At 69.4% G+C, this 22,097-nt stretch carries 20 protein-coding genes; 12 read left to right on the forward strand and 8 right to left on the reverse strand.

The features are described 5' to 3' along the window. Positions 1-36 precede the first annotated feature (36 nt). The gene (locus tag AB0B61_RS03535) at positions 37-978 is read left to right on the forward strand and encodes a sigma-70 family RNA polymerase sigma factor (RefSeq protein ID WP_358427335.1); all 942 of its coding nucleotides are present in this window, start codon (positions 37-39) and stop codon (positions 976-978) included. Between the two features lie 186 nt (positions 979-1,164). Here AB0B61_RS03535 and AB0B61_RS03540 read toward each other — a convergent pair whose 3' ends face one another. Continuing rightward, positions 1,165-1,734: a helix-turn-helix domain-containing protein gene (locus AB0B61_RS03540; protein WP_358427338.1), complete on the reverse strand. Its 570-nt coding sequence runs from the start codon at positions 1,732-1,734 to the stop codon at positions 1,165-1,167. A gap of 113 nt (positions 1,735-1,847) precedes the next feature. On the opposite strand from AB0B61_RS03540, the gene AB0B61_RS03545 reads away from it, so the two are divergent. Beyond that, positions 1,848-2,645 carry an alpha/beta hydrolase gene (locus AB0B61_RS03545; RefSeq protein ID WP_358427341.1) on the forward strand — a complete coding sequence of 266 codons (798 nt, stop codon included), beginning with the start codon at positions 1,848-1,850 and terminating at the stop codon, positions 2,643-2,645. Here AB0B61_RS03545 and AB0B61_RS03550 read toward each other — a convergent pair whose 3' ends face one another. Continuing rightward, positions 2,646-3,560 carry an iron-siderophore ABC transporter substrate-binding protein gene (locus tag AB0B61_RS03550; protein ID WP_358427344.1) on the reverse strand — a complete coding sequence of 305 codons (915 nt, stop codon included), beginning with the start codon at positions 3,558-3,560 and terminating at the stop codon, positions 2,646-2,648. It lies immediately after the preceding gene. A 189-nt stretch (positions 3,561-3,749) separates the two neighbouring features. On the opposite strand from AB0B61_RS03550, the gene AB0B61_RS03555 reads away from it, so the two are divergent. The 8 genes from AB0B61_RS03555 to AB0B61_RS03590 all read left to right on the forward strand — a co-directional run bounded on the left by AB0B61_RS03555 (position 3,750) and on the right by AB0B61_RS03590 (position 12,842). Next, entirely contained in the window at positions 3,750-5,060 is a 1,311-nt protein-coding gene (locus AB0B61_RS03555) for an ammonium transporter (RefSeq protein WP_225290467.1), read from the forward strand. Then, positions 5,057-5,395: a P-II family nitrogen regulator gene (locus AB0B61_RS03560; RefSeq protein ID WP_184756141.1), complete on the forward strand. Its 339-nt coding sequence runs from the start codon at positions 5,057-5,059 to the stop codon at positions 5,393-5,395. Before AB0B61_RS03555 ends, AB0B61_RS03560 begins: the two co-directional genes overlap by 4 nt. Next, positions 5,392-7,617: a [protein-PII] uridylyltransferase gene (locus tag AB0B61_RS03565; RefSeq protein WP_358427348.1), complete on the forward strand. Its 2,226-nt coding sequence runs from the start codon at positions 5,392-5,394 to the stop codon at positions 7,615-7,617. Before AB0B61_RS03560 ends, AB0B61_RS03565 begins: the two co-directional genes overlap by 4 nt. A gap of 221 nt (positions 7,618-7,838) precedes the next feature. Then, complete coding sequence (locus AB0B61_RS03570) at positions 7,839-10,661, forward strand: nitrate- and nitrite sensing domain-containing protein (RefSeq protein ID WP_358427351.1); 2,823 nt, start codon at positions 7,839-7,841, stop codon at positions 10,659-10,661. Between the two features lie 25 nt (positions 10,662-10,686). Further along, positions 10,687-11,109: a roadblock/LC7 domain-containing protein gene (locus tag AB0B61_RS03575; RefSeq protein ID WP_214641598.1), complete on the forward strand. Its 423-nt coding sequence runs from the start codon at positions 10,687-10,689 to the stop codon at positions 11,107-11,109. 26 nt (positions 11,110-11,135) lie between these two features. Continuing rightward, on the forward strand, positions 11,136-11,498 hold the full coding sequence (locus AB0B61_RS03580) for a DUF742 domain-containing protein (protein ID WP_357646482.1): 363 nt from the start codon (positions 11,136-11,138) through the stop codon (positions 11,496-11,498). Beyond that, positions 11,479-12,057, forward strand: a complete 579-nt coding sequence (locus AB0B61_RS03585; protein WP_358427355.1) for an ATP/GTP-binding protein — start codon at positions 11,479-11,481, stop codon at positions 12,055-12,057. Before AB0B61_RS03580 ends, AB0B61_RS03585 begins: the two co-directional genes overlap by 20 nt. A gap of 8 nt (positions 12,058-12,065) precedes the next feature. Further along, a complete protein-coding gene (locus AB0B61_RS03590; protein WP_358427358.1) occupies positions 12,066-12,842 on the forward strand; it encodes a hypothetical protein in 777 nt (258 codons plus the stop codon). Between the two features lie 22 nt (positions 12,843-12,864). Here the strand turns inward: AB0B61_RS03590 and AB0B61_RS03595 are convergent, their stop codons facing one another. Continuing rightward, the gene (locus AB0B61_RS03595; protein ID WP_358427361.1) at positions 12,865-13,680 is read right to left on the reverse strand and encodes a TetR/AcrR family transcriptional regulator; all 816 of its coding nucleotides are present in this window, start codon (positions 13,678-13,680) and stop codon (positions 12,865-12,867) included. A gap of 79 nt (positions 13,681-13,759) precedes the next feature. Between AB0B61_RS03595 and AB0B61_RS03600 the strand changes: the two genes are divergently transcribed. Both AB0B61_RS03600 and AB0B61_RS03605 read left to right on the forward strand, forming a co-directional pair. Continuing rightward, entirely contained in the window at positions 13,760-14,683 is a 924-nt protein-coding gene (locus AB0B61_RS03600; protein WP_358427364.1) for an ATP-binding cassette domain-containing protein, read from the forward strand. Positions 14,684-14,709: 26 nt separating this feature from the next. After that, positions 14,710-15,525: an ABC transporter permease gene (locus AB0B61_RS03605; RefSeq protein ID WP_358427367.1), complete on the forward strand. Its 816-nt coding sequence runs from the start codon at positions 14,710-14,712 to the stop codon at positions 15,523-15,525. A gap of 9 nt (positions 15,526-15,534) precedes the next feature. Here the strand turns inward: AB0B61_RS03605 and betA are convergent, their stop codons facing one another. The 5 genes from betA to AB0B61_RS03630 are packed head-to-tail and all read right to left on the reverse strand — an operon-like array spanning position 15,535 to position 22,097. Next, positions 15,535-17,163: a choline dehydrogenase gene (gene betA, locus AB0B61_RS03610; protein ID WP_358427370.1), complete on the reverse strand. Its 1,629-nt coding sequence runs from the start codon at positions 17,161-17,163 to the stop codon at positions 15,535-15,537. After that, entirely contained in the window at positions 17,160-18,104 is a 945-nt protein-coding gene (locus tag AB0B61_RS03615; protein ID WP_358427373.1) for an ABC transporter substrate-binding protein, read from the reverse strand. The genes betA and AB0B61_RS03615 overlap by 4 nt, the downstream gene beginning before the upstream one ends. A gap of 56 nt (positions 18,105-18,160) precedes the next feature. Next, entirely contained in the window at positions 18,161-19,129 is a 969-nt protein-coding gene (locus AB0B61_RS03620; protein ID WP_358427376.1) for an ABC transporter substrate-binding protein, read from the reverse strand. Next, a complete protein-coding gene (locus tag AB0B61_RS03625; protein ID WP_358427379.1) occupies positions 19,126-21,039 on the reverse strand; it encodes an ABC transporter permease subunit in 1,914 nt (637 codons plus the stop codon). Before AB0B61_RS03625 ends, AB0B61_RS03620 begins: the two co-directional genes overlap by 4 nt. Then, a complete protein-coding gene (locus tag AB0B61_RS03630) occupies positions 21,036-22,097 on the reverse strand; it encodes a glycine betaine/L-proline ABC transporter ATP-binding protein (RefSeq protein WP_358427382.1) in 1,062 nt (353 codons plus the stop codon). Before AB0B61_RS03630 ends, AB0B61_RS03625 begins: the two co-directional genes overlap by 4 nt.

Here is a 22,097-nt window from a genome sequence, read left to right on the forward strand (position 1 = left end):
GGATAAGAACGTAGCTGCGGAACGAGGTGCCTGGGGATGGCAAGGCCTACGGGGAGTCGCACGCAGGAGCAGCACGTCGCTGATCGCGATCTGCTGGGGACCTACCTGGCGGAGATCGGGCGGGTCCCGCTGCTCACGGCGGAGGAAGAGGTGGAGCTCGCCAAGCGCATCGAGGCGGGCCTGTTCGCCGAGCAGCTGCTCGACAGCGGGGGTGCGGAGCCGCGCATCGGTGACGCGGCCGATGAGGAGCTGGAGCGCGTCGCGATCTCCGGCCGGCGGGCGAAAGACGAATTCATCCAGGCGAACCTTCGCCTGGTGGTGGCGGTGGCCCGCAAATACTCGGGGCGCGGGATGCCGCTGATCGACCTGGTCCAGGAGGGGAACCTGGGGCTGGTCCGCGCGGTGGAGAAGTTCGACTACAAGCGGGGCTACAAGTTCTCGACGTACGCCACGTGGTGGATCAGGCAGTCCGTGGGCCGGGCCATCCACGAGCAGGCACGGCCGGTGCGGCTGCCCACCCACGCGGGTGAGCAGATGACCAGGCTGATGCGGGTGCGCCGGGACATGCTGGCCGAGTTCGACGTGGAGCCGACCGACGACGACCTCGCCGGGATCCTGGAGCTGCCGATCGAGCGGGTCCGGGAGCTGCGCCGCTGGGCGTCCGACCCGGTGTCGCTGCAGCTCGGCGTGGGCGACGAGGACGAGACCGAGCTGGGCGACATGATCGCCGATGAGACCTGGGCCGACCCGGAGCAGCAGGCGATCGACATCTTGGAGCGCGAGCGGCTCGACCAGTGGCTCACCGACCTCGAAGGTGACACCCGCGACATGCTGCGCTGGCGCTACGGGCTGGTGGACGGTCGCGAGCACACCCTGACCGAGGTGGGCGAGCGCTACGGCATCGGTCGCGACCGCGCCCGCCGCATCGAGCGCGACGCCCTTGCTCGCTTGCGGAAGATGGCCACTGCGGCGGCCTGACAACCATCTTCTTTTACGGCAGAGCACGGTGGGCCCCACCCACCGTGCTCGGTTGCCGTCTGTCCAGGGGCACGCTCCTCCGGTGGAGCGGGCTGGGCGCCGTGACGTGCGCATTCTCGGCCCCGTCCGTGGACCAAACCCCTGACCCCGGCTCGTGGATCGAGCCCTTGGTCGCCCGAGCTCTCCTCAGGGGCTGCGCAGGATGCGCCGGAGGAACTCCTCTAGGGCCGCCTCCGCCGTTTCGCGCTCGCCGCCTCTGGCGACCAGCAGGGCGCTCTCGTTGATCGCGGCCAGCAGCATGTGGGCGTGCAGGTCCAGGAAACCGTCGGGGATGGCGTCCGTGGCGCGTAGCGCGGCCTTCAGCATGCCGAAGGAGTAGCGCGCCTCCATCGCCCGCCACCGCTCCCACCCCAGCACCGACGGCGCGTCGATCAGCACGATGCGCTGGATCACCGGATCGCCCGCGAGCCTGATCCAGGTCAGAACGCCGGCCCGGAGCGCCTCGGCGGAGTCGGTGATGCCCGCGACCGCCTCGACGATCTTGACGCCGATCCCCGCCTCCGTCGCCTCCAGCACCGCCTCGAACAGCGCGTCCTTGCCCGCGTAGTGGTGGTAGAGGGCGCCTCTGCTCAGGCCCGACTCCTGGAGGACCGCCTCGATCGAGGTGCCCTCGTAGCCGTGCTCGGCGAACAGCCGCGTGGCGATCGCGAGGAGCTGGTCGCGGGTGGCCGCGCCGCGTTCCGCCTTGAGGTTCATGGAACCACTGTAGGAGCGGACCTCCGCTGCCCGGCCATAGACAAACCGACAGTCGGTCTGTAATTTCGTATACCGACAGTCGGTTTGCAATCGAGGCGTAGGAGTACAAGACCATGAACGACATCAGCTACGTGGACGTCGGCCACGGACCGGTCGCCCTGTTCGTGCACGGGGTCGCCACCAGCTCGTACCTGTGGCGCAACGTCATCGCCGAGCTGCGCGACGAGCGCCGGTGCGTGGCGATCGACCTGCCCCTGCACGGCGGCAGCGCCCCGCGAGACGACCTGTCCATCCCCGCGATGGCCGAGGCGGTGGAGGAGCTCTGCGCCGAGCTCGGGCTGGACCAGGTCGACCTGGTCGCCAACGACACGGGCGGCGCGGTGGCGCAGGTCTTCGCCGTACGGCACCCGGAGCGGCTGCGCTCACTCACGCTCACCAACTGCGACGTCCACACCAACACGCCGCCGGAGTCGTTCCAGCCCACGGTCGATCTGGCCGCCCGGGGCGAGCTCGCGCCCTTGACCGCCGCCCTGCTGGACCAGCCGGAGCTGCTGGCCCAGACGGCGTTCGGCGACGGCTACGAGCGGATCGACGATCCGGCGGACCTGGTCGACCACTACCTGCGGCCGATCCTCGACAAGCCCGACGGCCCGCGTGCCTTCGAGCGGCTGCTGACCTCGATCGACGCCAAGGACATGGTGGCGATCGAGCCGCTGCTCACCGTGCTGGCGGTGCCGACGCTGGTGGTGTGGGGGAACGGCGACGTCTTCTTCGACGTGAGCTGGGCCCGCTGGCTGCGCGACACGATCCCGGGCGTCAAGGAGATCGTCGAGATCGAGGGCGGGCGGCTGTTCTTCCCCGACGAGCGGGCCGGCGAGCTGGTGCCGCACCTGCGCCGGTTCTGGGGCTGATCAGGCGAGCGGGGCCAGATACTTGTCCAGGTCGTCGAGGATCCCGCCGGCGGCCGTGACGCCGATGCCGAGCATCCAGACCTCGTCGTCCACGTTGTGGGCGTTGCCCGACTTGACCGCCCCGAGGTTCTTCCAGAGCGGGCCGCCGGTCACCGACGCCTGGCTCTTGGCCGCCGCCTGGCCGTAGGCGGTGTAGAAGACGGCGTCGGCGTCGGCCTGGGCGATGTTCTCCTGGCTCAGCTTGCCGAAGCGCTTGTCCTGCTGCGTGGCCAGCATCTGCGTCTCCGGGCGGGGGATGCCGGCGTCGCCGACGACGATGCCGCTGAACGACTCGGGGCCGTACATCCGGATCTCCGTCGGCATGAAGCGGACGATGCTCACCTTCAGCTTCGCGTACTTGGCGCCGACCTGCTTGGCCCGCGTCTCGTAGGCCGACAGCAGCCCGGTCGCCTGCTCCTTCTTGCCCAGGGCCTCGGCGTCGAGCAGGAAGTTCTGCTTCCAGGTGACGCCGACCTTCTCCGTGAACACGGTCGGGGCGATCTTGCTGAGCTTGTCGTAGAAGGCCGCCTGCCGGAACTTGGTGCCGAGGATGAGGTCCGGCTTGAGCGCCATGATGGCCTCGATGTTCGGCTGCTGGAGGGTGCCGACCGCCTTGGTCGCCGACAGCGCCGAGCCGAGGTACTTCGGCCACGCCTGGCTCTCGGTGGCCTGGGCCGCGCCCACGGGGGCCAGGCCCAGCGAGACCATCGTGTCGAGTTTGTCGGTGTCTAGGACCACGACCCGCTTCGGCTGCATCGGCACCTTCGTCTGGCCCATGGCGTGGGTGACCGTCCTGGTCGGCCCCGCCTGCTGGGCAGTGGTGGAGGTGCCGCAGGCGGCGAGCGCGAGAAGGGGCAGCAGGAACGCCAGACGCATTGGGGGATCCCTTGATCGATTAGGTTAGGCAAGCCTAAGTCTATGCCCGAATATTCGGAACGCGCCGTCCGAAACATGGACGAAACACCAGTGGGACGAGATTCACGAATGTGAAACACACCCGGTCGAGCCACGAAACGCCGGGCGAACACGCTGTGGCCACACGTCACATGTAAGGAGGGTCGCGTCGTGAAGATCGACAGCGGCACGACGGCCTGGATGCTAGCGGCCACCGCGCTGGTGCTGCTCATGACACCAGGGCTCGCGTTTTTCTACGGGGGCATGACCAGGGCCAAGAGTGTCCTGAACATGATGATGATGTCGTTCGTCAGCATCATCACCGTCACCATCGCCTGGGTGCTCTACGGGCACTCGCTGGCGTTCACCGACAACAGCATGTCGTGGCTGAACAACTTCGTCGGTGGGCTCGACGCCCTCGGGCTGCAGAGCCTGGTCGAGACGGCCACCAAGCCCGACGGCACCGGCATGCCCAGCCTGGTCTTCTCGGCCTTCCAGCTGACGTTCGCCATCATCACCGTCGCACTGATCAGCGGCGCCATCGCCGACCGGGCCAAGTTCGGCGCCTGGGTGCTGTTCAGCTTCATCTGGGCGAGCATCGTCTACTTCCCCGTGGCCCACTGGGTGTGGGGCACCGGCTGGCTGAACGCCCTGGGCATCGAGGACTTCGCCGGCGGCACGGTCGTCCACATCAACGCCGGTGCCGCGGCGCTGGCGCTGGCCCTGGTGCTGGGCAAGCGGAAGGGGTGGCGCAAGGAGCCGATGCGGCCGCACAACCTGACACTGGTGCTGCTCGGTGTGGGCCTCCTGTGGTTCGGCTGGTTCGGTTTCAACGCGGGCTCCGAGCTGGCGGTCGACGGTACGGCCGGCCTGGCGTTCATGAACACCCAGATCGCCACCGCCGTCGCGGCCGGCGCCTGGATCGTGGTGGAGAAGCTGCGCGACGGCCACGCCACCAGCCTCGGCGTCGCCTCCGGCGCGGTCGCCGGTCTGGTCGCCATCACCCCCGCCTGTGGGTTCATCGACCCCTGGGCCGCGATGCTGCTCGGCCTGATCGCCGGCGCGGTGTGCGCCTACGCGGTCGGCCTGAAGTACCGCTTCAACTTCGACGACTCGCTCGACGTGGTCGGCGTGCACCTGGTGGGCGGCGTGATCGGCGCCGTCTCGCTCGGCTTCCTGGCCGTGTACCCCTTCCTGGACCAGCAGAACAAGGGCCTCTTCTACGGCGGCGGCTTCACCCAGCTCGGCCTCCAGGTGCTCGGCCCGATCGCGATCGGCGGTTACTCCTTCATCGTGACCTGGGTCATCGGTAAGATCATCGACAAGACGATGGGCTTCCGCATCCCGGTCGAGGACGAGGTCACCGGCATCGACGTCACCACCCACGCCGAGACGGGATACGACCTCGGCACGGTCCACGCCTCGGGCGTGAGCTCCCCGAACGGCCCTCTGGCCCCGGTAACCAAGAAGGTGGAAGCATGAGGCTCATCACCGCCGTCATCAAGCCGTTCAAGCTGGACGACGTGAAGGCCGCCCTCGAACAGTTCGGTGTCAAGGGCATGACGGTCAGCGAGGCGAGCGGCTACGGCCGCCAGCGCGGCCACACCGAGGTCTACCGCGGCGCCGAATACCAGGTGGACCTGGTCCCCAAGGTGCGCCTGGAGGTGCTGACCGAGGAGGAGGACGCCGAGGACGTGATCGACGTCATCGTCAAGGCGGCCCAGACAGGCAAGATCGGTGACGGCAAGGTCTGGTCCGTCCCGGTCGACACGGTGATCCGGGTCCGCACCGGAGAACGGGGTCCAGAGGCCCTGTGAGGGGTGAGGCTCGTACCTACGCCGCGGCCCGCAAGGAGCGGGCCGCGGACACTGACCGCTGGCTCAAAGACCTCTTCCGTACGGCCAGTGACGGCGAGCACGTCGCACTGGTCGCCGTAGGGAGCCTGGGGCGCGGCGAACTGGCCCCCGGCAGCGACCTCGACCTCGTCCTCCTGCACAACGGCAGGGACGACGTGGCGCGGATCGCCGAGCGCGTCTGGTATCCGATCTGGGACTCCGCCGTCGGCCTCGACCACTCGGTGCGAACCGTGGACGAGGCCGTGGCGGTCGCCCGCGACGATCTCAAAGCCGTGCTGGGCCTCATCCAGGCCAGGCACATAGCGGGCGATCCCGAGCTGACGAAGAAGGCCAGGGAGTCCGTGCTCGCCGAATGGCGCGCCGACTCCCGCCGCCGGCTCGGCGAGCTGCGCGAGGCGGCGGACCGGCGCGCCCAGGTCAGCGGCGAGCTGGCCTTCCTTCTCGAACCCGACCTCAAGGACGGCCGCGGCGGCCTTCGCGACGTCCAAGCCATGCAGGCCGTGGCAGCGGCCTGGGTCGCCTCCGCGCCCGGTCCCCGGGCGCGTGAGGCCTATGAGTTCATCCTCGACGTACGCCACGCCCTGCACATCGTCACCGCGCGGAGCGCCGACAGGCTCGTGCTCCAGGAGCAGGAAGCCGTCGCGGGGCTGCTCGGGCTGCTCGACGCCGAGGCGCTGATGCGCCGGCTCGCCGAGGCGGGCCGGACGATCTCCCACGCCTTCGACGCCACCTGGCGCACGGTTGACAGACTGGTGTCGGGACCGGCTCCACGCGGACGCCGACCGCTGGCTGACGGCGTGGTCGAGCACGGCGGTGAAGTGGTGCTCGCCCGTGGCGTCGACCCGCGCAAGGACCCGGTCCTGGTGCTGCGTGCCGCCGCCGCGGCGGCCGACTCGGGGCTGCCGCTCGCCCCCGCCACCATGTCCGTTCTGGCCGCTCAGTCGCCCCCGATGCCCGTGCCGTGGCCCGAGGAGGCCCGTGACGCGCTGGTGTCCATCCTGGGCGCGGGCCGTGCCGCGGTTCCGGTCTGGGAGGAACTTGACCAAGCGGGCATTTTGGTCAGGCTGCTTCCTGACTGGGAGCGCGTACGACACCGTCCGCAGCGCCACCCGATCCACCGTTTCACCGTCGACCGGCACCTGATCGAGGCCGCCGCCAACGCCGCCAGCCACACCCGCGAGGTCTCCCGTCCTGACCTGCTGCTGATCTCGGCGCTGCTGCACGACATCGGCAAGGGCTGGCCCGGTGACCACTCGGTGACCGGCGAGGTCGTGGTCCGCGACATCGGGACGCGCATCGGCCTGCCCCCCGCCGACGTCGAGACGCTGGCCACCGTCGTACGCCACCATCTGCTGCTGCCTGAGACCGCCACCCGCAGGGACCTCGACGACCCCGTCACGATCGAGAAGGTCGCCGGCACGGTCGGCTCGCGCGAGGTGCTGGACCTGCTCGCCGCGCTGGCCGTCTCCGACGGGCACGCCACCGGCCCGGCCGCCTGGAACGCGTGGAAGGCCGGGCTCGTCGCCGACCTCGTACGCCGCGTCCGCTCCGTGCTGTCCGGCTCGCCGCCGCCCAAGGCGCCCAGCCTGTCGGCCGAGCAGGCCGCGCTGGCCCGGCACGGCGGCGCCGCCATCCGCGTCCATGGGGGAGCCGTCACGGTCGTCGCCCCCGACCGGGCCGGTCTCCTGTGGAGCGCCGCCGGCGTGCTGGCCGCGCATCGCTTGATAGTCCGCTCCGCCTCGTCCGCCGCCGCCGGCTCCACCGCGGTGATCGAGTTCTCCGTCATCCCCGAATACGGCTCGCCGCCGGACCCCGCCACGCTGGAGGCCGATCTCCGTCTCGTCCTTGCTGGGCGTCTTGACATCGAGCAGCGTCTTGCCCGCCGTACGAGGTCTATGAGACCCCCTCGCGTTCCTGTCGCTCCACCCCGTGTCACCTTGGTGGACGATGCCTCCGCGACGGCTACCGTGGTCGAAGTCAGAGCCCATGACAGACCGGGACTCCTGTGGCGCATTGGACGGGCTTTCGGCGAATGTGGTCTTGACGTGAGGGCCGCTCGCGTGGAGACTCTCGGCGCGGAGGCGGTGGACGTCTTCTACGTGGTCGATCGTGCCGGAAAGCCCCTCAGCGACGGCGCCCAGCGGACCCAAGTCCGCGATCAGGTGCTTGCGGCACTTCGATAACCAACAGCACACATGAGTTGCGGGTATGTTTTGCAGCGACGTGACCGTTTTGCCGGGAAAGTCGGGTGCTTTACCTAGTGGACGGGCTGGTCCCGCCGACGGAACGGGATGATTGAGGGGTAGCGGAACCAGTGACTACGGGGAACTCCGAAGGCGGCCAAACCGCCAGGCAGGCCCGCGGAAAGCGGTTGCTGCCCCGGCTGGGGCTGCGTAACTGGCGCGTGAGATGGCGTCTCACCGCGCTGGTCCTCGTTCCCACCATGGCGGGAGTCGTGCTCGGGGGAGCGCGTGTGGTGGGCTCGGTCCAGAGCATCGGCGACTACGACCGCACGGCGCTCGCCGCGGAGCAGGCCGGTCACATCCGCGACCTGGTACAGGCGCTCGGGCTGGAGCGTGACACCGGCGGTTGGCTGGCCGCCTCCAGCAAGGTGCGCAAGAAGCTCACCGAGCCGTACAAAGAGCGCAAGGCGAAGGTCGACGCGCTGGTCAAGACCGTGCAGGCCGACATGGCCGTCATGGACGAGTCCTACGGCGACCGTGTGCTCAACGCGGTCAAGCGGGCCCGCTACGACTTCAACGTCCTGAACAGGACCCGCAGCGAGGGCCAGAAGGACACCACCCGCTACGACTCGCTGCTCGACACGCTGCTCAAGTTGCACGACGAGCTGAGCCTGCTCAGCGACGACTCGCAGATCATCGGCCAGTTCCGCGCGCTGAGCGCGCTGGCGCGCGCGAAGGAGGAGGTGTCCAAGCAGCGTGTCCAGCTGCTCAAGGGCTACTACAACTCCGCGAGCGTGGACGCCAAGGAGGTCGAGCGGTTCATCGCCTCCAACGCCAGGCAGCGCGCGGAGATCGCCTCCGTCGGCCAGGAGGCCGGCCCGGTCGTCGGCCTCGCGCTGTCGAAGGCGCTGACGGCGCCCGAGTACTACAACACCGAGCTGACCAAGGCCCGCGCCATCACGCTCGCCGCCGGCAAGGCGCCGGGCGTCAGGATCAGGGACGACCTGCTCGCCCAGACCGACCGCAAGAAGCCGGCGCCGGACCAGTGGTTCGACGACAACGCCACCGCCATCGACATCCTGCACTCCGTCGAGGGCGACCTGAGCCAGAAGGTGGCGCTGCGCAGCCAGGAGCTACGCGACTCCGAGACCCGTAACGCGATCATCGCCGGTGTGCTCATCGTGGCGCTGCTGCTGCTCGTCCTGCTGTTCACCGTCGCGATCGCCCGCTCGATGGTCGCGCCGCTGCGCCGCCTGCGCACCGAGGCCCTGGAGATCGCCGGGTTCCGGCTGCCGGACGTGGTGCGCAAGCTCCGCGTCACCGGTGACGCCCCCGCCGACGTCCGCCCGATCGAGATCGAGGGCGACGACGAGATCGGCGACGTGGCCAGGGCCTTCGACCAGGTGCACCGCCAGGCCGTACGGCTGGCGGGCGAGGAGGCCGACCTCCGCAGCAACATCAGCTCGATGTTCGTCAACCTCTCGCGCCGCACCCAGACGCTGGTCGAGCGGCAGATCTCACTGATCGACGGCCTGGAGAAGGGCGAGCAGGACGGCGCCCGCCTGGCCGACCTGTTCAAGCTCGACCACCTGGCCACCCGCATGCGGCGCAACTCGGAGAACCTCCTGGTCCTGGCCGGGCACGAGGCCACCCGCCGGCGCAGCCAGCCGGCCAAGCTGGTCGACGTGGTCCGCGCGGCGCTGTCGGAGGTCGAGGGCTACGAGCGCGTGCAGGTCAAGGTGCACCGAGCCACCTCGGTGCTCGGCAGCGCGGCCAACGACCTCGTCCACCTGGTGGCCGAGCTGGTCGAGAACGCCATCCAGTTCTCCCCGAACAACTCCAACGTCGTGGTGTCGAGCAGCCTCATCGAAGGCGGCGGCGCGCTGCTGTCGGTGAACGACGTCGGCATCAGCATGACCGAGGACGAGCTCGCCGAGGCCAACCGGCGCCTGGCCGAGCCGCCGGTCGTGGACGTGTCGGTGTCGCGGCGGATGGGCCTGTTCGTGGTCGGCCGGCTGGCGTTGCGCCACGGCATCCGGGTCCAGCTGCGCAAGGGCGAGGGCACCGGGCTGATCGCCATGGTGCTGCTGCCGCCGTCGCTGATCCCCGACGGCTCCCGGCCATCGCTGCCCCAGCGGCCCGCGTTCGGCGCCGCCACCCCCGCGAACGGCATGCCCGCGAATGGTGCGCCGCCGGCCACGCCGTCCAACGGAGTGCCCGCGCCCAACGGCACCTTCCGGTCGTTCGCCAGCTTCGACTCCTTCGACACCGGCTCCGGGGCATCGCGTCCCCCCTTCACCGCTGACACGGATGGCGGGGCGCACCGGCCGTCCTTCGACTCGGGCGGCTACCCGTCGTACCCGAGTCAGTCGCCGTCGTACCCCAACCCGAGCCAGCCGCCGTCGTATCCCACGCCGGACCAGGGGTCGCGGTCGCCCGGCCGGGCGTATCCGGTGCAGCCGCCGGCGTCCGGGCCGCAGTACCCGGCCCAGCCCCCGTCGTACCCCAGCCAGGAACGCACCGGTTCCTTCCCCTCCTACCCCGGCCCCGGCTCTGATGGCGCGTTCCAGACGCCCTACAGCACCGGTGAGCCGCGCAGGCGGGACGCCCCGCCATCGGTGGACGTCTCGCCCATGGAGCCCGGTCAGGAGGAGTTCCTGCCTATCTTCGCCGCCGTGGAATCCGCCTGGTTCCGCCGGCCGCCAGAAGAGCGGGCACCGGATTCACCGAGCCGGGATGAGTCGACCCCCACACAAGCCATACTCTCTGTGGAGGATTCGTGGCGAAACCCCGCTGACGCCGGTTGGCAGGCGGCGGCCGCCGCGAGCGATCCCAGCCTTGGGGGCACCACGTCCTCGGGGCTGCCCAAGCGCACTCCCAAGGCGAACCTGGTTCCTGGTACGGCAGGCCAACCGCAGCAGTCGCAGCGGCAGGCTCCGATGCCACCGGTCTCCGCCGAGCGGTCGCGCAGCAGGTTGGCGAGCTTCCAGCAGGGAGTACGCCGGGGTCGTGCGGAAGTACGTGGACAGGAGGAACAACAGTGATTGAGCGTCCTGCCGGGGAGGGCGAGTGACCACCCTTAGCCATGAGGCCCATAGGTTCGACTGGCTGATCACCGACTTCGTGCGGAACACGCCCGGAGTCGCGCATGCCGTCGTCGTCTCGGCCGACGGCCTCTGCCTGGCCAGCTCCGAGGGCTTCCCGCCGGACCGCGCCGACCAGCTCGCCGCGGTGTCCGCGGGCCTGCTGAGCCTGACCGTGGGCGCGTCCCGGGTGTTCGAGGGCGGCTCCGTGTCGCAGACCGTCGTCGAGATGCAGCGCGGGCTGCTCGTCGTGATGGCGATCAGCGACGGCTCCGTCCTCACCGTGTTGGCGGGGATCGACTGCGACATGGGACTGGTGGCGTACCAGATGACGCTGCTCGTCGACAGGGCGGGCCAGGCGCTGACGCCGGCCCTGCGCGCGGAGCTTCAGGCGGCCAGGACGCGGTGATGCAATGGAACTGATGGGGGAGGGCCGTGTACGGCATTGACGGAACCGGGGACGATGAGCCCCTGTTCCGTCCGTACGCGGTGACCGGCGGCCGCTCGGAGCCGCGTTACCACCTGGCGATGGAGACGCTGATCTCGTCGATGTCCATACCGGATGACGAGATGTCCATGCTCACTCCTGAGCAGGAGGCCATCATGCAGCTCTGTCGTACGTTCCGGTCGGTCGCCGAGATCTCGGCCCTGCTCCGCGTCCCGCTGGGCGTGGCTCGGGTGCTCGTGGCGGACATGTCCGACGAAGGACTTGTCCGCCTGCACCAGCCACGTCTCAGCGATGGACAGCCAGACCTCAATATGCTCGAAAGGGTGCTCAGTGGACTTCGCAGGCTCTAGCCCCGGCCTCACGTCGACGAAGATCGTCGTCGCGGGCGGGTTCGGCGTCGGCAAGACGACGTTCGTGGGGGCGGTGTCCGAGATCCTGCCGCTCACCACGGAAGCGGTGATGACCGACGCGTCCGCGGGCATCGACGACCTCGGCATGACGCCGAACAAGCAGACGACGACCGTGGCCATGGACTTCGGTCGCGTGTCGCTCGACCGTGACCTGATCCTCTACCTGTTCGGTACGCCCGGACAGCACCGGTTCTGGTTCATGTGGGACGACCTCGTGCGTGGCGCGATCGGCGCCGTGGTGCTGCTCGACACGCGGCGCCTGGCCGACAGCTTCCCGGCGATCGACTACTTCGAAGAGGCCAAGCTGCCGTTCGTGGTGGGCGTCAACGGCTGGGAGGGCCAGTTCCCGCACTCGGAGGACGAGGTGCGCGAGGCGCTGGCGCTGTCGTCGAACGTGCCGATCGTACGTACGGACGCGCGGCACCGCGAGTCGGTGAAGGGGACGCTGATCTCGCTCGTGGAGCACGTCGTTCGCCTGCGTGCGGCGCCCGTCTCCTAGCGGCCATCATGTGGATCGCGCTCGCCGCCGCTGCCGTGGTGCTCGGCGTGGCCGTCTGGTGGGCCCGTCGTGTCTACATACCTGGCTCATCCGGCTCGGTTGCGGCTGGGCACAGGGCGGGGTGGGAGGCGCGGCTGGACGAAGAGGCCGCGACCGCGCTGCTGGAAGGTCTGAGGGCCTACGCCGACGCGGGGAACGCGATGGACATCGGCGGGGAGTGCGGCGTCCTGACGGTGTTCGAGCCGCCGCGGCTCATCTCGCTCGACCTGCTCGCCGACCGGTTCGCCGCCCGGGGGCAGGAGGCCATGCACGACCCCCAGACCACGGTCGGCGCGCTGCTGGCCGGCTTCCTGGCCACCGAGGAGCCGGGGGTGCTGCACCTGCGCCCAGGCTGGACGGATGGCGAGGGCTTCACCGCAAGGGTACGCGCGATCGTCCGCTCTGAGGCCGCCGTACCGGGTGGGGGCGCCCTGGGCGTGCTGGGAGTCGCCGTGCCGGGTGGGGATGGCATGGACGCACCGGGTGATGACGGGCGGCCTGGCATCACGCTGCTGCTCGACCTGGCCCGAATCCGTGACCAGTACGACGAGTCGCGGGCCCGGCAGCCGGGGGCACCCGACGAGGTGGTGCTCCGCAGCGTGCTGACGAGCGCGATCGCCAACGGCGGCCCCGGCCTGACCTGGACCGTTCCGCCTACGGAGCGGCAACTCGGCAACGCGCTCGCCACCGTGGGCCTGCCTGAGCGCCGCGCCACACCCGCCGTCAAGGAAGCGGCCGACCACTAGTAGAGGTCCGTAGCGGGGCCGACTAGGCCGATGCGGCTCGTCGGGTGATCAGGGCGTCGATGCCGTCCAGGACGCGTTCGAGGCCGAACTCGAAGGCGTGCTCCGCGCTGTAGGCGCCGCCCAGGGTCTCCGCCGCGGCCTGTCCGACGCGCGAGGCCGTGGGCCAGCGCGAGGCGTCGGAGATCCGGCTGAGGAACGGGGCGTGCGCCGCCCACCACTGCTCGTCCGTCAGCCCGGTCTGGCTCTCCGCCTGCGCGGCCTCCACCGCCCCCCTGGCCGTGCCGTGGACGAACCCGGTCACCAAAGTGATCACCGAGTCCATCTCCACGTCCGTTAGTCCGATGCCGTCGACGGCCCGCAGCTCGTAGTCGTACTTGGCCGTGGTGTTCGGTCCCAGCACCGGGCGGTTGGTCGCCACCTGCAGGAGCCAGGGGTGGCGCTGGTAGAGTGCCCAGTTCTCCTTGGCGATGAGCGTCAGCCTGGCCCGCCAGTCGCCGGGCGATTCCGCCGGCTTGGCCGTCTCGCCGTAACCCGTCTCGCCGTAACCCGTCTCGCCGTAACCCGTCTCGCCGTACACGGTGTCGAGCATGACGTCGAGCAGTTCCGGCTTGCCCGGCACGTACGTGTACAGCGACATCGTGCCGACGCCCAGCCGCTCGGCGACGCGGCGCATCGACAGTGCCTGGAGGCCCTCGGCGTCGGCCACCTCGATGGCGGCGCGGACGATCCGGTCGACGCTCAGGTCGGGCTTGCCCTTGCGGCTGGTCCGCTCGCTGGTGCGCCAGAGCAGGGCCAGGCTGCGTGCCGGGTCGCCCTTGCCGGAGTACTCGATGGTCACCTTCGTACGGTACACCGTACGGTTGCAAGGCCTGAATCGTATGGTGTACGGTACGGCGTACGGAATTCAAGGAGGCGTTATGGCGGCGGTGTTCGCACAGGGCCTGCGCAAGGCGTACGGCAAGAAGACGGCCCTTGACGGCTTCGACCTGGAGGTGGCCGAGGGCACGGTCTGCGGGCTGCTCGGCCCTAATGGCGCGGGCAAGACCACGGCCGTCAGGATCCTCACCACGCTCCTGCGCCTGGACGGCGGCCGTGCGGAGGTGGCCGGTTTCGACGTGGTGGCTCGCCCTCGTCTCGTCCGGCGGAGCATCGGCCTCGTCGGTCAGCACGCGGCGGTGGACGAGGTGCTGACCGGCAGGCAGAACCTGGAGCTGTTCGGCCGCCTCTACCACCTGGACGCAAGCGCGGCCAGAAGGCGGGCCACCGAGCTGCTGGACGCGTTCGGCCTGGAGCATCCGGGCCCCGTCAAGGAGTATTCAGGCGGCATGCGACGCCGGCTCGACCTGGCGGCCGGCATGATCCTCTCCCCGCCTGTGCTCTTCCTCGACGAGCCCACCACGGGGCTCGACCCGCGCAGCCGCGGCGAGGTGTGGAAGGCGGTGCGCGCCCTCGTCGCCACCGGCACCACGGTGCTGCTCACCACCCAATACCTGGAGGAGGCCGACCGGCTCGCGGACCGCGTCTCGGTCATCGACACCGGAAGGGTCGTGGCCGAGGGCACGCCGGGTGAGCTCAAGTCCAAGCTCGGCGGCGACCGGCTCGACGTGGTCGTCAGGGACGCGGCCCGGCTGGCCGAGGCCGCCGGCATCGTCGGCCGGGTGGCCGCCGGGCCCGCCGAGATCGACGAGGACACCCGTCATGTGAGCGCCCCGGTGAGCGAGCGGGTTCAGGCGCTCACGGCGGTCCTGACGGCGTTCTCGGCCGCGGGCATCGAGGCCGAGGACGTCGCGCTGCGCAGGCCGACACTCGACGAGGTCTTCCTGAGCCTCACGGCCGCCTGAAACCCTTCGACGTCAGGAGTTCCCACATGACTGAACTGGCAATGGACCCGCCGCTCACCCGGCTGCGCTGGGCGCTGGCCGACGGGTGGTCGGTCGCGCGGCGTGACCTGGTCCACTGGATCGCCCAGCCCATGACAATCGTGTTCGGGATCGCGTTCCCCGTGGTGATCACCCTCGCGTTCGGCTACCTGTTCGGCGGTGCGGTGGACGTGCCGGAGGGAGCCGACTACTTCGCCTTCCTCATGCCCGGCATGTACGGCATGACGATGCTGTTCGGACTCGGTGCCACCATGGTCGCGATCACCACCGACCTCTCCCGTGGCGTGACCGACCGGTTCCGGTCCATGCCGATGGCCCCCTCGGCCGTCCTCATCGGCCGGGCCGTCGCCGACCTGTTCAACTCGGTGCTGGTCCTGGCGGGCTTGCTGGCCTGCGGCTTCGCGGTGGGCTGGCGCCCGGCGAGCCCGGGCGGGGCGCTCGGGGCCGTGGGGCTGCTCCTGCTGCTGCGCTTCGCCCTGCTGTGGGTGGGGATGTACCTGGGTTTGGTGGCCAAGGACCCGGGGGCGGTGACGGTCATCCAGACGCTGGAGTTTCCGATCGGGTTTCTCTCGAACGCCTTCGTCGCCCCGGCCACCATGCCGGGCTGGCTGGGCGCCGTCTCCGAGTGGAACCCTCTGTCGTCGACCGTCGCGGCGGCCAGGGAGCTGTTCGGCAATCCCGGCTGGGGCGGCGACTCGTGGGTCGCCCAGCACGCGGTGACGATGGCGATCGTCTGGCCGCTGGCGATCACCGCCGTCTTCTTCGTCCTGTCGGTCCGCCTCTACCAGCGCCTGGACCGGTAGGCCAAGGAATCATGGAGTGTGGCGGTAGAACTCGACGGGTTCGGGTGGCAGGGGCGTGTTGCCGAGCACGAGGTCGGCCGCCTTCTCGGCCAGCATCATCACCGGCGCGTAGATGTTGCCGTTCGTGACGTAGGGCATGGCCGAGGCGTCCACCACCCGCAGCCCGTCCAGGCCGTGCACGCGCATGGTCTCGGGGTCCACGACGGCCAGCTCGCCGGTGCCCATCTTGCAGGTGCACGACGGGTGCAGCGCGGTCTCGCCGTCCCTGGCCACCCAGTCCAGGATCTCCTCGTCGGTCTGTACGGTGGGCCCCGGCGAGAGCTCGCCGGCGTCCAGACCGGACCAGGCGGGCTGGGACAGGATGGCGCGGGCATGCCTGACGGCCTCCACCCACTCGCGCCGGTCCTGCTCCGTGGACAGGTAGTTGAAGCGCAGCGCGGGCTTCCGCCGGGGATCGGCCGACCTGATCCGCACCGAGCCGCGGGCGTCGGAGTACATCGGCCCGATGTGCACCTGGTAGCCGTGGCCACCCGCCGGGGCCGAGCCGTCGTAGCGGATCGCGATCGGCAGGAAGTGGAACATCAGGTTCGGGTAGCGGACCTGGTCGTTGGAGCGGATGAAGCCGCCGGCCTCGAAATGGTTGGTGGCTCCGGGGCCGCCGCGCAGGAAGAGCCAGTTCGCGCCGATGAAGGGGCGGCGCCACAGGGCCAGCGACGGCTGCTGCGACACCGGCTCGGCGCAGGCGTGCTGGACGTACACCTCCAGGTGGTCCTGTAGGTTCTCGCCCACGCCCGGCAGATCGTGGACCACGTCGATGCCCAGCGGTTCGAGCAGCGCCTTCGGGCCGACGCCCGACAGCTGCAGCAACTGCGGGGAGTTGATGGCGCCGCCGCACAGGATGACCTCGCCCGCCGGGATGCGCCGGCCGTCGCAGATCACGCCGACCGCCCGGGTGCCCTCGAAGACCACCTTCTCCACCAAGGCCCGGGTCCTGACCGTGAGGTTGCGGCGATGCCGTACGGGATGCAGGTACGCGCGGGCGGCGCTCAACCGGCGGCCCCGGAAGACATTGCGGTCGAAGGCGGCGAAGCCCTCCTGCCGGAAGCCGTTCACGTCGTCGGTGAGCGGGTGCCCGGCCTGCTGGACGGCCTCGAAGAACGCATCGAAGAGCGGCCCCTTCGCGGGACCGCGCTCCAGCATCAGCGGCCCGTCGTCGCCGCGGAACGCCGAGCCGGGGTCGGCCAGGCAGTGCTCCATCCGCTTGAAGTACGGCAGGCAGCGCGCGTAGTCCCAGCTCTGCATGCCCGGATCGGCGGCCCAGCGCTCGTAGTCCAGCGGGTTGCCGCGCTGGAAGATCATGCCGTTGATGCTGCTGGAGCCGCCGAGCACCTTGCCGCGCGCGTGGTAGACGCGCCGGTCGTTCATGTGCGGCTCGGGCTCCGACTCGTACTTCCAGTCGTAGAACCGGCTGCCGATGGGGAACATCAGCGCCGCCGGCATGTGGATGAACACGTCCCAGGAGTAGTCGGGCCGGCCCGCCTCCAGCACCAGCACCGACACGGAGGGATCGGCGCTGAGCCGGTTGGCCAGGGCGCACCCCGCCGACCCGCCGCCCACGATGACGTAGTCGAACCTCAACGGGGGATCCAGTCCTTCCACACGATCTTGTTCTCGTCGACCCACTTCTTGGCCGCCTCGTCGGCGGTCATCTTGCCGTTGATCATGTCACTGGCGACCGCGTTCTGGTTGTCGTTGCTCCAGGTGAAGTTGCGGACCAGCTCGTACGCCGGGCCGCCGGTCTCGGCGAACTTCTTGCTCACGATCTTGTCGAGCAGATACGGCGGATAGTCGCAGGCGACCTTGGTGGCGGCGGCGTCGCAGCCTATGGAGTAGGCAGGCAGGTTGATCTTGACGAGTTTGACCTTGGTGAACAGCCACTGGGGTTCGTAGAAATACATCAGCACCGGCGTACGGTTCTTGGTCGCCACCTGTGCCGCCTTGATCAGAGCGTCCTCGCTGCCGGAGTAGACGACCCGGTAATCGAGGCCGAGGTTCTTCACGAGCGCCTCGTCATTGGTGACGAACGACTGGTCGCCGTCGAGTACCTGACCGGAATTTCCAGATTTAGCGGTCCGAAATAGGCTCGAATACTTGTTCAAGCTTCGCCAGTTGGTGATGTCCGGATATTTCTTGACCATCCACTCGGGGACGTACCATCCGATCACGCCTTTGTTTCCGGTGAGACCAGCGGAGAGCGCGACCTTCTTGTCCTCGATGTACTCCTTCTTAAGATCGCTGTGCCCCCAATTCTCGACGATCACGTCGACCTGGCCGGTCTCGAAGCCCTTCCAGGAGTCCTCCTCTTTCATCTTGCGCTTCTGGACCTTGTATCCCAGCTCGTGTTCGAGCAGGTAGGCCAGTACGGCGGCCTGGGCCTCGTAACCCACCCAGCCGTGCACGTCGATGTGCACCGTGCCCTTGGCCGCGGCGGCGGGCGACGGCGCCCCGCTGGAACAGGCCGTCAGCAACAGGGCCGCCATCAGCGGCCCGGCGATCGTCTTGGTACGCGTGTGAGGCATGAGAGGCTCCACGACCGCGGCCCGCCGGGGGCCGCGGTCAAGAGGGGTTCAAACGGTTACTTGGGGATCCACGCCTGCCACTTGGCGGTGTTGGCCTCGACCCACTTCTTGGCGGCCTGCTCGCCGGTCATGCCCGCGTTGGTCATGTCGTTGGCGACGGCGTTCTGGTCCTCGTTGGTCCAGCTGAAGTTCTTGACCAGGTCGTAGGCCTTGCCGCCCGTGTCGGCGAACTTCTTGCTCACGATCTTGTCCAGGTCCAGCTCCGCGTAGTCGCAGGCGACCTTCTTGGCGTCGCTGTCGCAGCCCTGGGTGTAGGCGGGCAGGTTGACGCGGACGAGGTCGACCTTGTCGAAGAGCCAGTGCGGCGTCCAGAAGTAGAACAGCAGCGCCTTCTTCTGCTCCTGCGCCTGGGTCGCCGACTTGAGCAGGGCCGCCTCGCTGCCGCCTGTGACCACCTTGAAGTCCAGTTTGAGGTTCTTGACCAGGGCCTCGTCGTTGGTGACGTAGCTGGGGTCGCCGTCGAGGAGCTGGCCCTTGCCGCCGGACTCCGACGTCTTGAACAGGCCGGCGTACTTGTTCAGGTTCTTGTAGTCGGTGATGTCCGGATACTTGTCGGCCATCCACTTGGGCACATACCAGCCGATGACGCCCTTGTTGCCGGTCGAACCGGCCGACATGGCGACTTTCTTCTCCTCGATGAACTTCTTCGCCAGATCCGGGTGACCCCAGTTCTCGATGATGACGTCCACGTCGCCGGTCTCGAAGCCCTCCCAGGCGAGCTGCTCCTTGATCTCCGGGAGCTGGACGTCGTAGTGGAGCTCGTTCTTCAGCAGGTACGCCACCACGTTGGCGCTGGCCTCGTAGCCCACCCACGGATTGATCGCTATCTTGACGGTTCCGGCGCTCGAGGCGCTGCCCTTGGCCTGGGGCGCGGCGGAGCTGGAAGGTTCTTCGACCTTGGCGCCGCCGCATCCCGCTGCCGCGAGCCCGAGCGCGAGAAGGCCTGCGAGCAGGCGAATCTTCATGTGCTTTTCCTTCTTTGGGGGGAAGGGCGCCTGTCGGCACCCTGCGTGATGCGGTCGAGCATGACCCCGAGCAGGACCGTCGCGATGCCGGCGACGAACCCCATCCCGAAGTCGGTCCGCTGGGAGAAGCCCACGACCACGTCGTAGCCGAGGGCGCCGGCCCCGACCAGGCCGCCCACGACGACCATGGCCAGCGTCATCACGATGCCCTGGTTGGCGGCCAGCAGGATCGCCCGGCGGGCCATCGGCAGCTGCACCTTCCACAGGAGCTGGCCCGAGGTGGACCCGGCGGCCGTGGCCGCCTCCACCACGGTCGCGGGCACCGCCCTGATGCCGTCCTCGACCAGGCGGACGACCGGGGGCACCGCGTAGATCACCGAGGCGAAGATCGCGGTGAACCTGGTCGTCTCGAACAGGGCGAGCGCGGGCAGCAGGTAGACGAAGGCCGGCATGGTCTGCGCGGCGTCGAGTATCGGGCGCTGTACGGCCGAGTACCGGGATGACCGCGCGGCCGCCACGCCCAGCAGCAGGCCGATGACCAGGGTGACGAGCACCGCGACCGCGACGGTGGTGAGCGTCTGCATGGCGTGCTCCCAGATGCCGAGCAGCGCGATCGCCAGCAGGCAGCCGAGCGCCGTGAGCGCCGGTCGTACCCCGCTCACCCACCAGGCCAGGAGCAGTGCGGCGGCGGCGATCAGCCACCACGGCGCCGAGGTGAGCAGGCCTTCCAGCGGGTTGAGCAGGAGATCGGTGGTGACGTCCTTGACGAACGTCGTGACGCCGTACCAGCTGGTCTCGGCCCAGTGCACCGCATCGTTGACCTGGACGACGAAGTTGACCGTCCAGCCCTCGGGCCACTCGGCGGGCAGCAGCGGCGTCAGGGCCAGCCCTGCGGCGGCCAGCGCGGCGGCAATGATCAGCTGGACTCGGCCGATTCGGCGGTGTGGGTCTTTTCTGGCGAGCGCGACCAGCATCCGGTCCAGCACCACCGCCATGACGACGATCGCGATCCCGGCCGGGAGCATGATGCCGACCTGGGCGCGCGACAGGCCCCGGATGATGTCGCCGCCCAGGCCAGGCGCCGAGATGAGGTTCGCGATGACGACCATCGACAGCGCCATCATGATGGTCTGGTTGACCGCCAGCGCCATCGTCGACCTGGCCAGCGGCAGGTAGACCTTGAACAGGGTCTGGCGGCCCGTGGCGCCCAGCGACGACGACGCCTCGACGGCGGTGGGGGAGACCTGCTCGATGGCCAGCGCGGTGATGCGGATGGCCGGCGGGATCGAGTAGATCATCGTCGCGATGGCGCCGGCGGGCGCGCCGATGTGGAAGAACAGCACCAGCGGCGCCAAATAGGCGAATGTCGGCATGATCTGCATGACGTCGAGGGCCGGCGTGATCGCCCTGCGTACCCGTGGCGAGAGCCCCGCCCAGACGCCCAGCGGGATCCCGATCGCCAGCGACAGCAGCACCGAGGCGGCGACCAGGGCCAGCGTGTCGACGCTCGACTGCCAGAGCCCGAGCACGCCGAACGAGCCGACCCCGGCGACCGCCAGCAGCGCGATCCGCCACCCGCCCGCCAGCCAGGCCAGCGCGCCCATCACGCCGATGAGTCCGGGCCAGCCGAGCGCGTACAGCCCGGTCTGGAAGGCCGTGTAGACCGAGCCGACGAAGATCCGGATGTAGTTCAGGAAGTACAGGAACAGCGGGTTGGAGTTGCGGTGGTCGTCGATCCACTCGCGCAGGTCGGTGAGCGCCAGGAACTGCGGCGCCGACTTGTCATGCGGGAGCGTTCCCGTGCCGCGGAAGAGGAGATAGGCGACGGCGAACAGCACCGCGATCCCCGCCGGCACCGCCCACCTGGGCACACGCAGCCTGGAGGGAGCCGTGACGGCCGTGGTGCTCATGCGCTCGCCTGTACGGCGCTCGCCGCGTCCTGCCCCGCGAGGAAGGTGAGCATGTCCACCCGGTCCACGACTCCGGCCAGTTCGTCACCGTCGACGACCCGGATGGGCCGGGAGGAGGACGACATGGCGCCGATCGCGTCCTTGATGACCGTGCGCGCGGGCAGGACCGGCCCGTCGAGGGGCTCACCGGGCTCGGGCGGGCGGCAGATCCAGCGCAGCGTGAGCACGTGGCTCCTGGGGATGTCGCGGACGAAGTCGGCCACGTAGTCGTCGGCCGGCGCGCCCACCAGCTCCTCCGGCGTGCCTAACTGCACGATCGACCCGGCCCGCATGATCGCGATGCGTTCGCCCAGCTTGAGCGCCTCGGACAGGTCGTGGGTGATGAACACCATCGTCTTGCCGACCTCGCGGTGCAGGCGGATCACCTCGGCCTGCATGTCGCGGCGGATCAGCGGGTCGAGCGCGCTGAACGGCTCGTCGAAGAGCATCACCCGAGGGTCGACGGCGAGCGCGCGGGCCAGGCCGACCCGCTGCTGCATGCCGCCGGACAGCTGGTCGGGGTAGGCGTCGGCGTGCCCGTCGAGGCCGACCAGGGAGAGGATCTCCCCGGCCCGCGCGTGCCGGGCGGCCTTGGCGATGCCCTGGACCTCCAGGCCGTAGGCGACGTTGTCGATCACCCGCCGGTGGGGGAGCAGACCGAAGTGCTGGAACACCATGCTGACCCGGTGGCGGCGGATCTCGCGTAAGCGGGCGGGGGTGGCGCGGCCGATGTCCTCGCCGTCGATCCTGACCTCGCCCGCACTCGGCTCGATGAGCCTGGTGAGGCAGCGGACCAGGGTGGATTTACCACTTCCGGAAAGGCCCATGACGACGAACACCTCGCCGGGCCGTACCTCGAAACTGACATCTCTGACTGCGGCTGTGCAACCGGTCTTCTCTCTCAGCGCGGCGGGTTCGAGATACCTGTCATCGCACTCCAGGACCCTTTCCGCCTTTGGGCCGAAGATCTTCCACAGCCCGTCGACTTCGATGGCCGCACTGTCGGGAGAAACCGCCAC

It is taken from the genome of Nonomuraea sp. NPDC049158, assembly GCF_040648335.1.
Taxonomy (GTDB): Bacteria; Actinomycetota; Actinomycetes; order Streptosporangiales; family Streptosporangiaceae; genus Nonomuraea.

What these genes read in the sequence shown, in the direction of transcription:
- AB0B61_RS03620 (WP_358427376.1), bottom strand. Translation starts at nt 19,129, where the DNA reads ATGAAGATTCGCCTGCTCGCAGGCCTTCTCGCGCTCGGGCTCGCGGCA.
- AB0B61_RS03545 (WP_358427341.1), top strand. Translation starts at nt 1,848, where the DNA reads ATGAACGACATCAGCTACGTGGACGTCGGCCACGGACCGGTCGCCCTG.
- AB0B61_RS03560 (WP_184756141.1), top strand. Translation starts at nt 5,057, where the DNA reads ATGAGGCTCATCACCGCCGTCATCAAGCCGTTCAAGCTGGACGACGTG.
- AB0B61_RS03590 (WP_358427358.1), top strand. Translation starts at nt 12,066, where the DNA reads ATGTGGATCGCGCTCGCCGCCGCTGCCGTGGTGCTCGGCGTGGCCGTC.
- AB0B61_RS03600 (WP_358427364.1), top strand. Translation starts at nt 13,760, where the DNA reads ATGGCGGCGGTGTTCGCACAGGGCCTGCGCAAGGCGTACGGCAAGAAG.
- AB0B61_RS03605 (WP_358427367.1), top strand. Translation starts at nt 14,710, where the DNA reads ATGACTGAACTGGCAATGGACCCGCCGCTCACCCGGCTGCGCTGGGCG.
- AB0B61_RS03540 (WP_358427338.1), bottom strand. Translation starts at nt 1,734, where the DNA reads ATGAACCTCAAGGCGGAACGCGGCGCGGCCACCCGCGACCAGCTCCTC.
- AB0B61_RS03550 (WP_358427344.1), bottom strand. Translation starts at nt 3,560, where the DNA reads ATGCGTCTGGCGTTCCTGCTGCCCCTTCTCGCGCTCGCCGCCTGCGGC.
- AB0B61_RS03625 (WP_358427379.1), bottom strand. Translation starts at nt 21,039, where the DNA reads ATGAGCACCACGGCCGTCACGGCTCCCTCCAGGCTGCGTGTGCCCAGG.
- AB0B61_RS03615 (WP_358427373.1), bottom strand. Translation starts at nt 18,104, where the DNA reads ATGCCTCACACGCGTACCAAGACGATCGCCGGGCCGCTGATGGCGGCC.
- AB0B61_RS03535 (WP_358427335.1), top strand. Translation starts at nt 37, where the DNA reads ATGGCAAGGCCTACGGGGAGTCGCACGCAGGAGCAGCACGTCGCTGAT.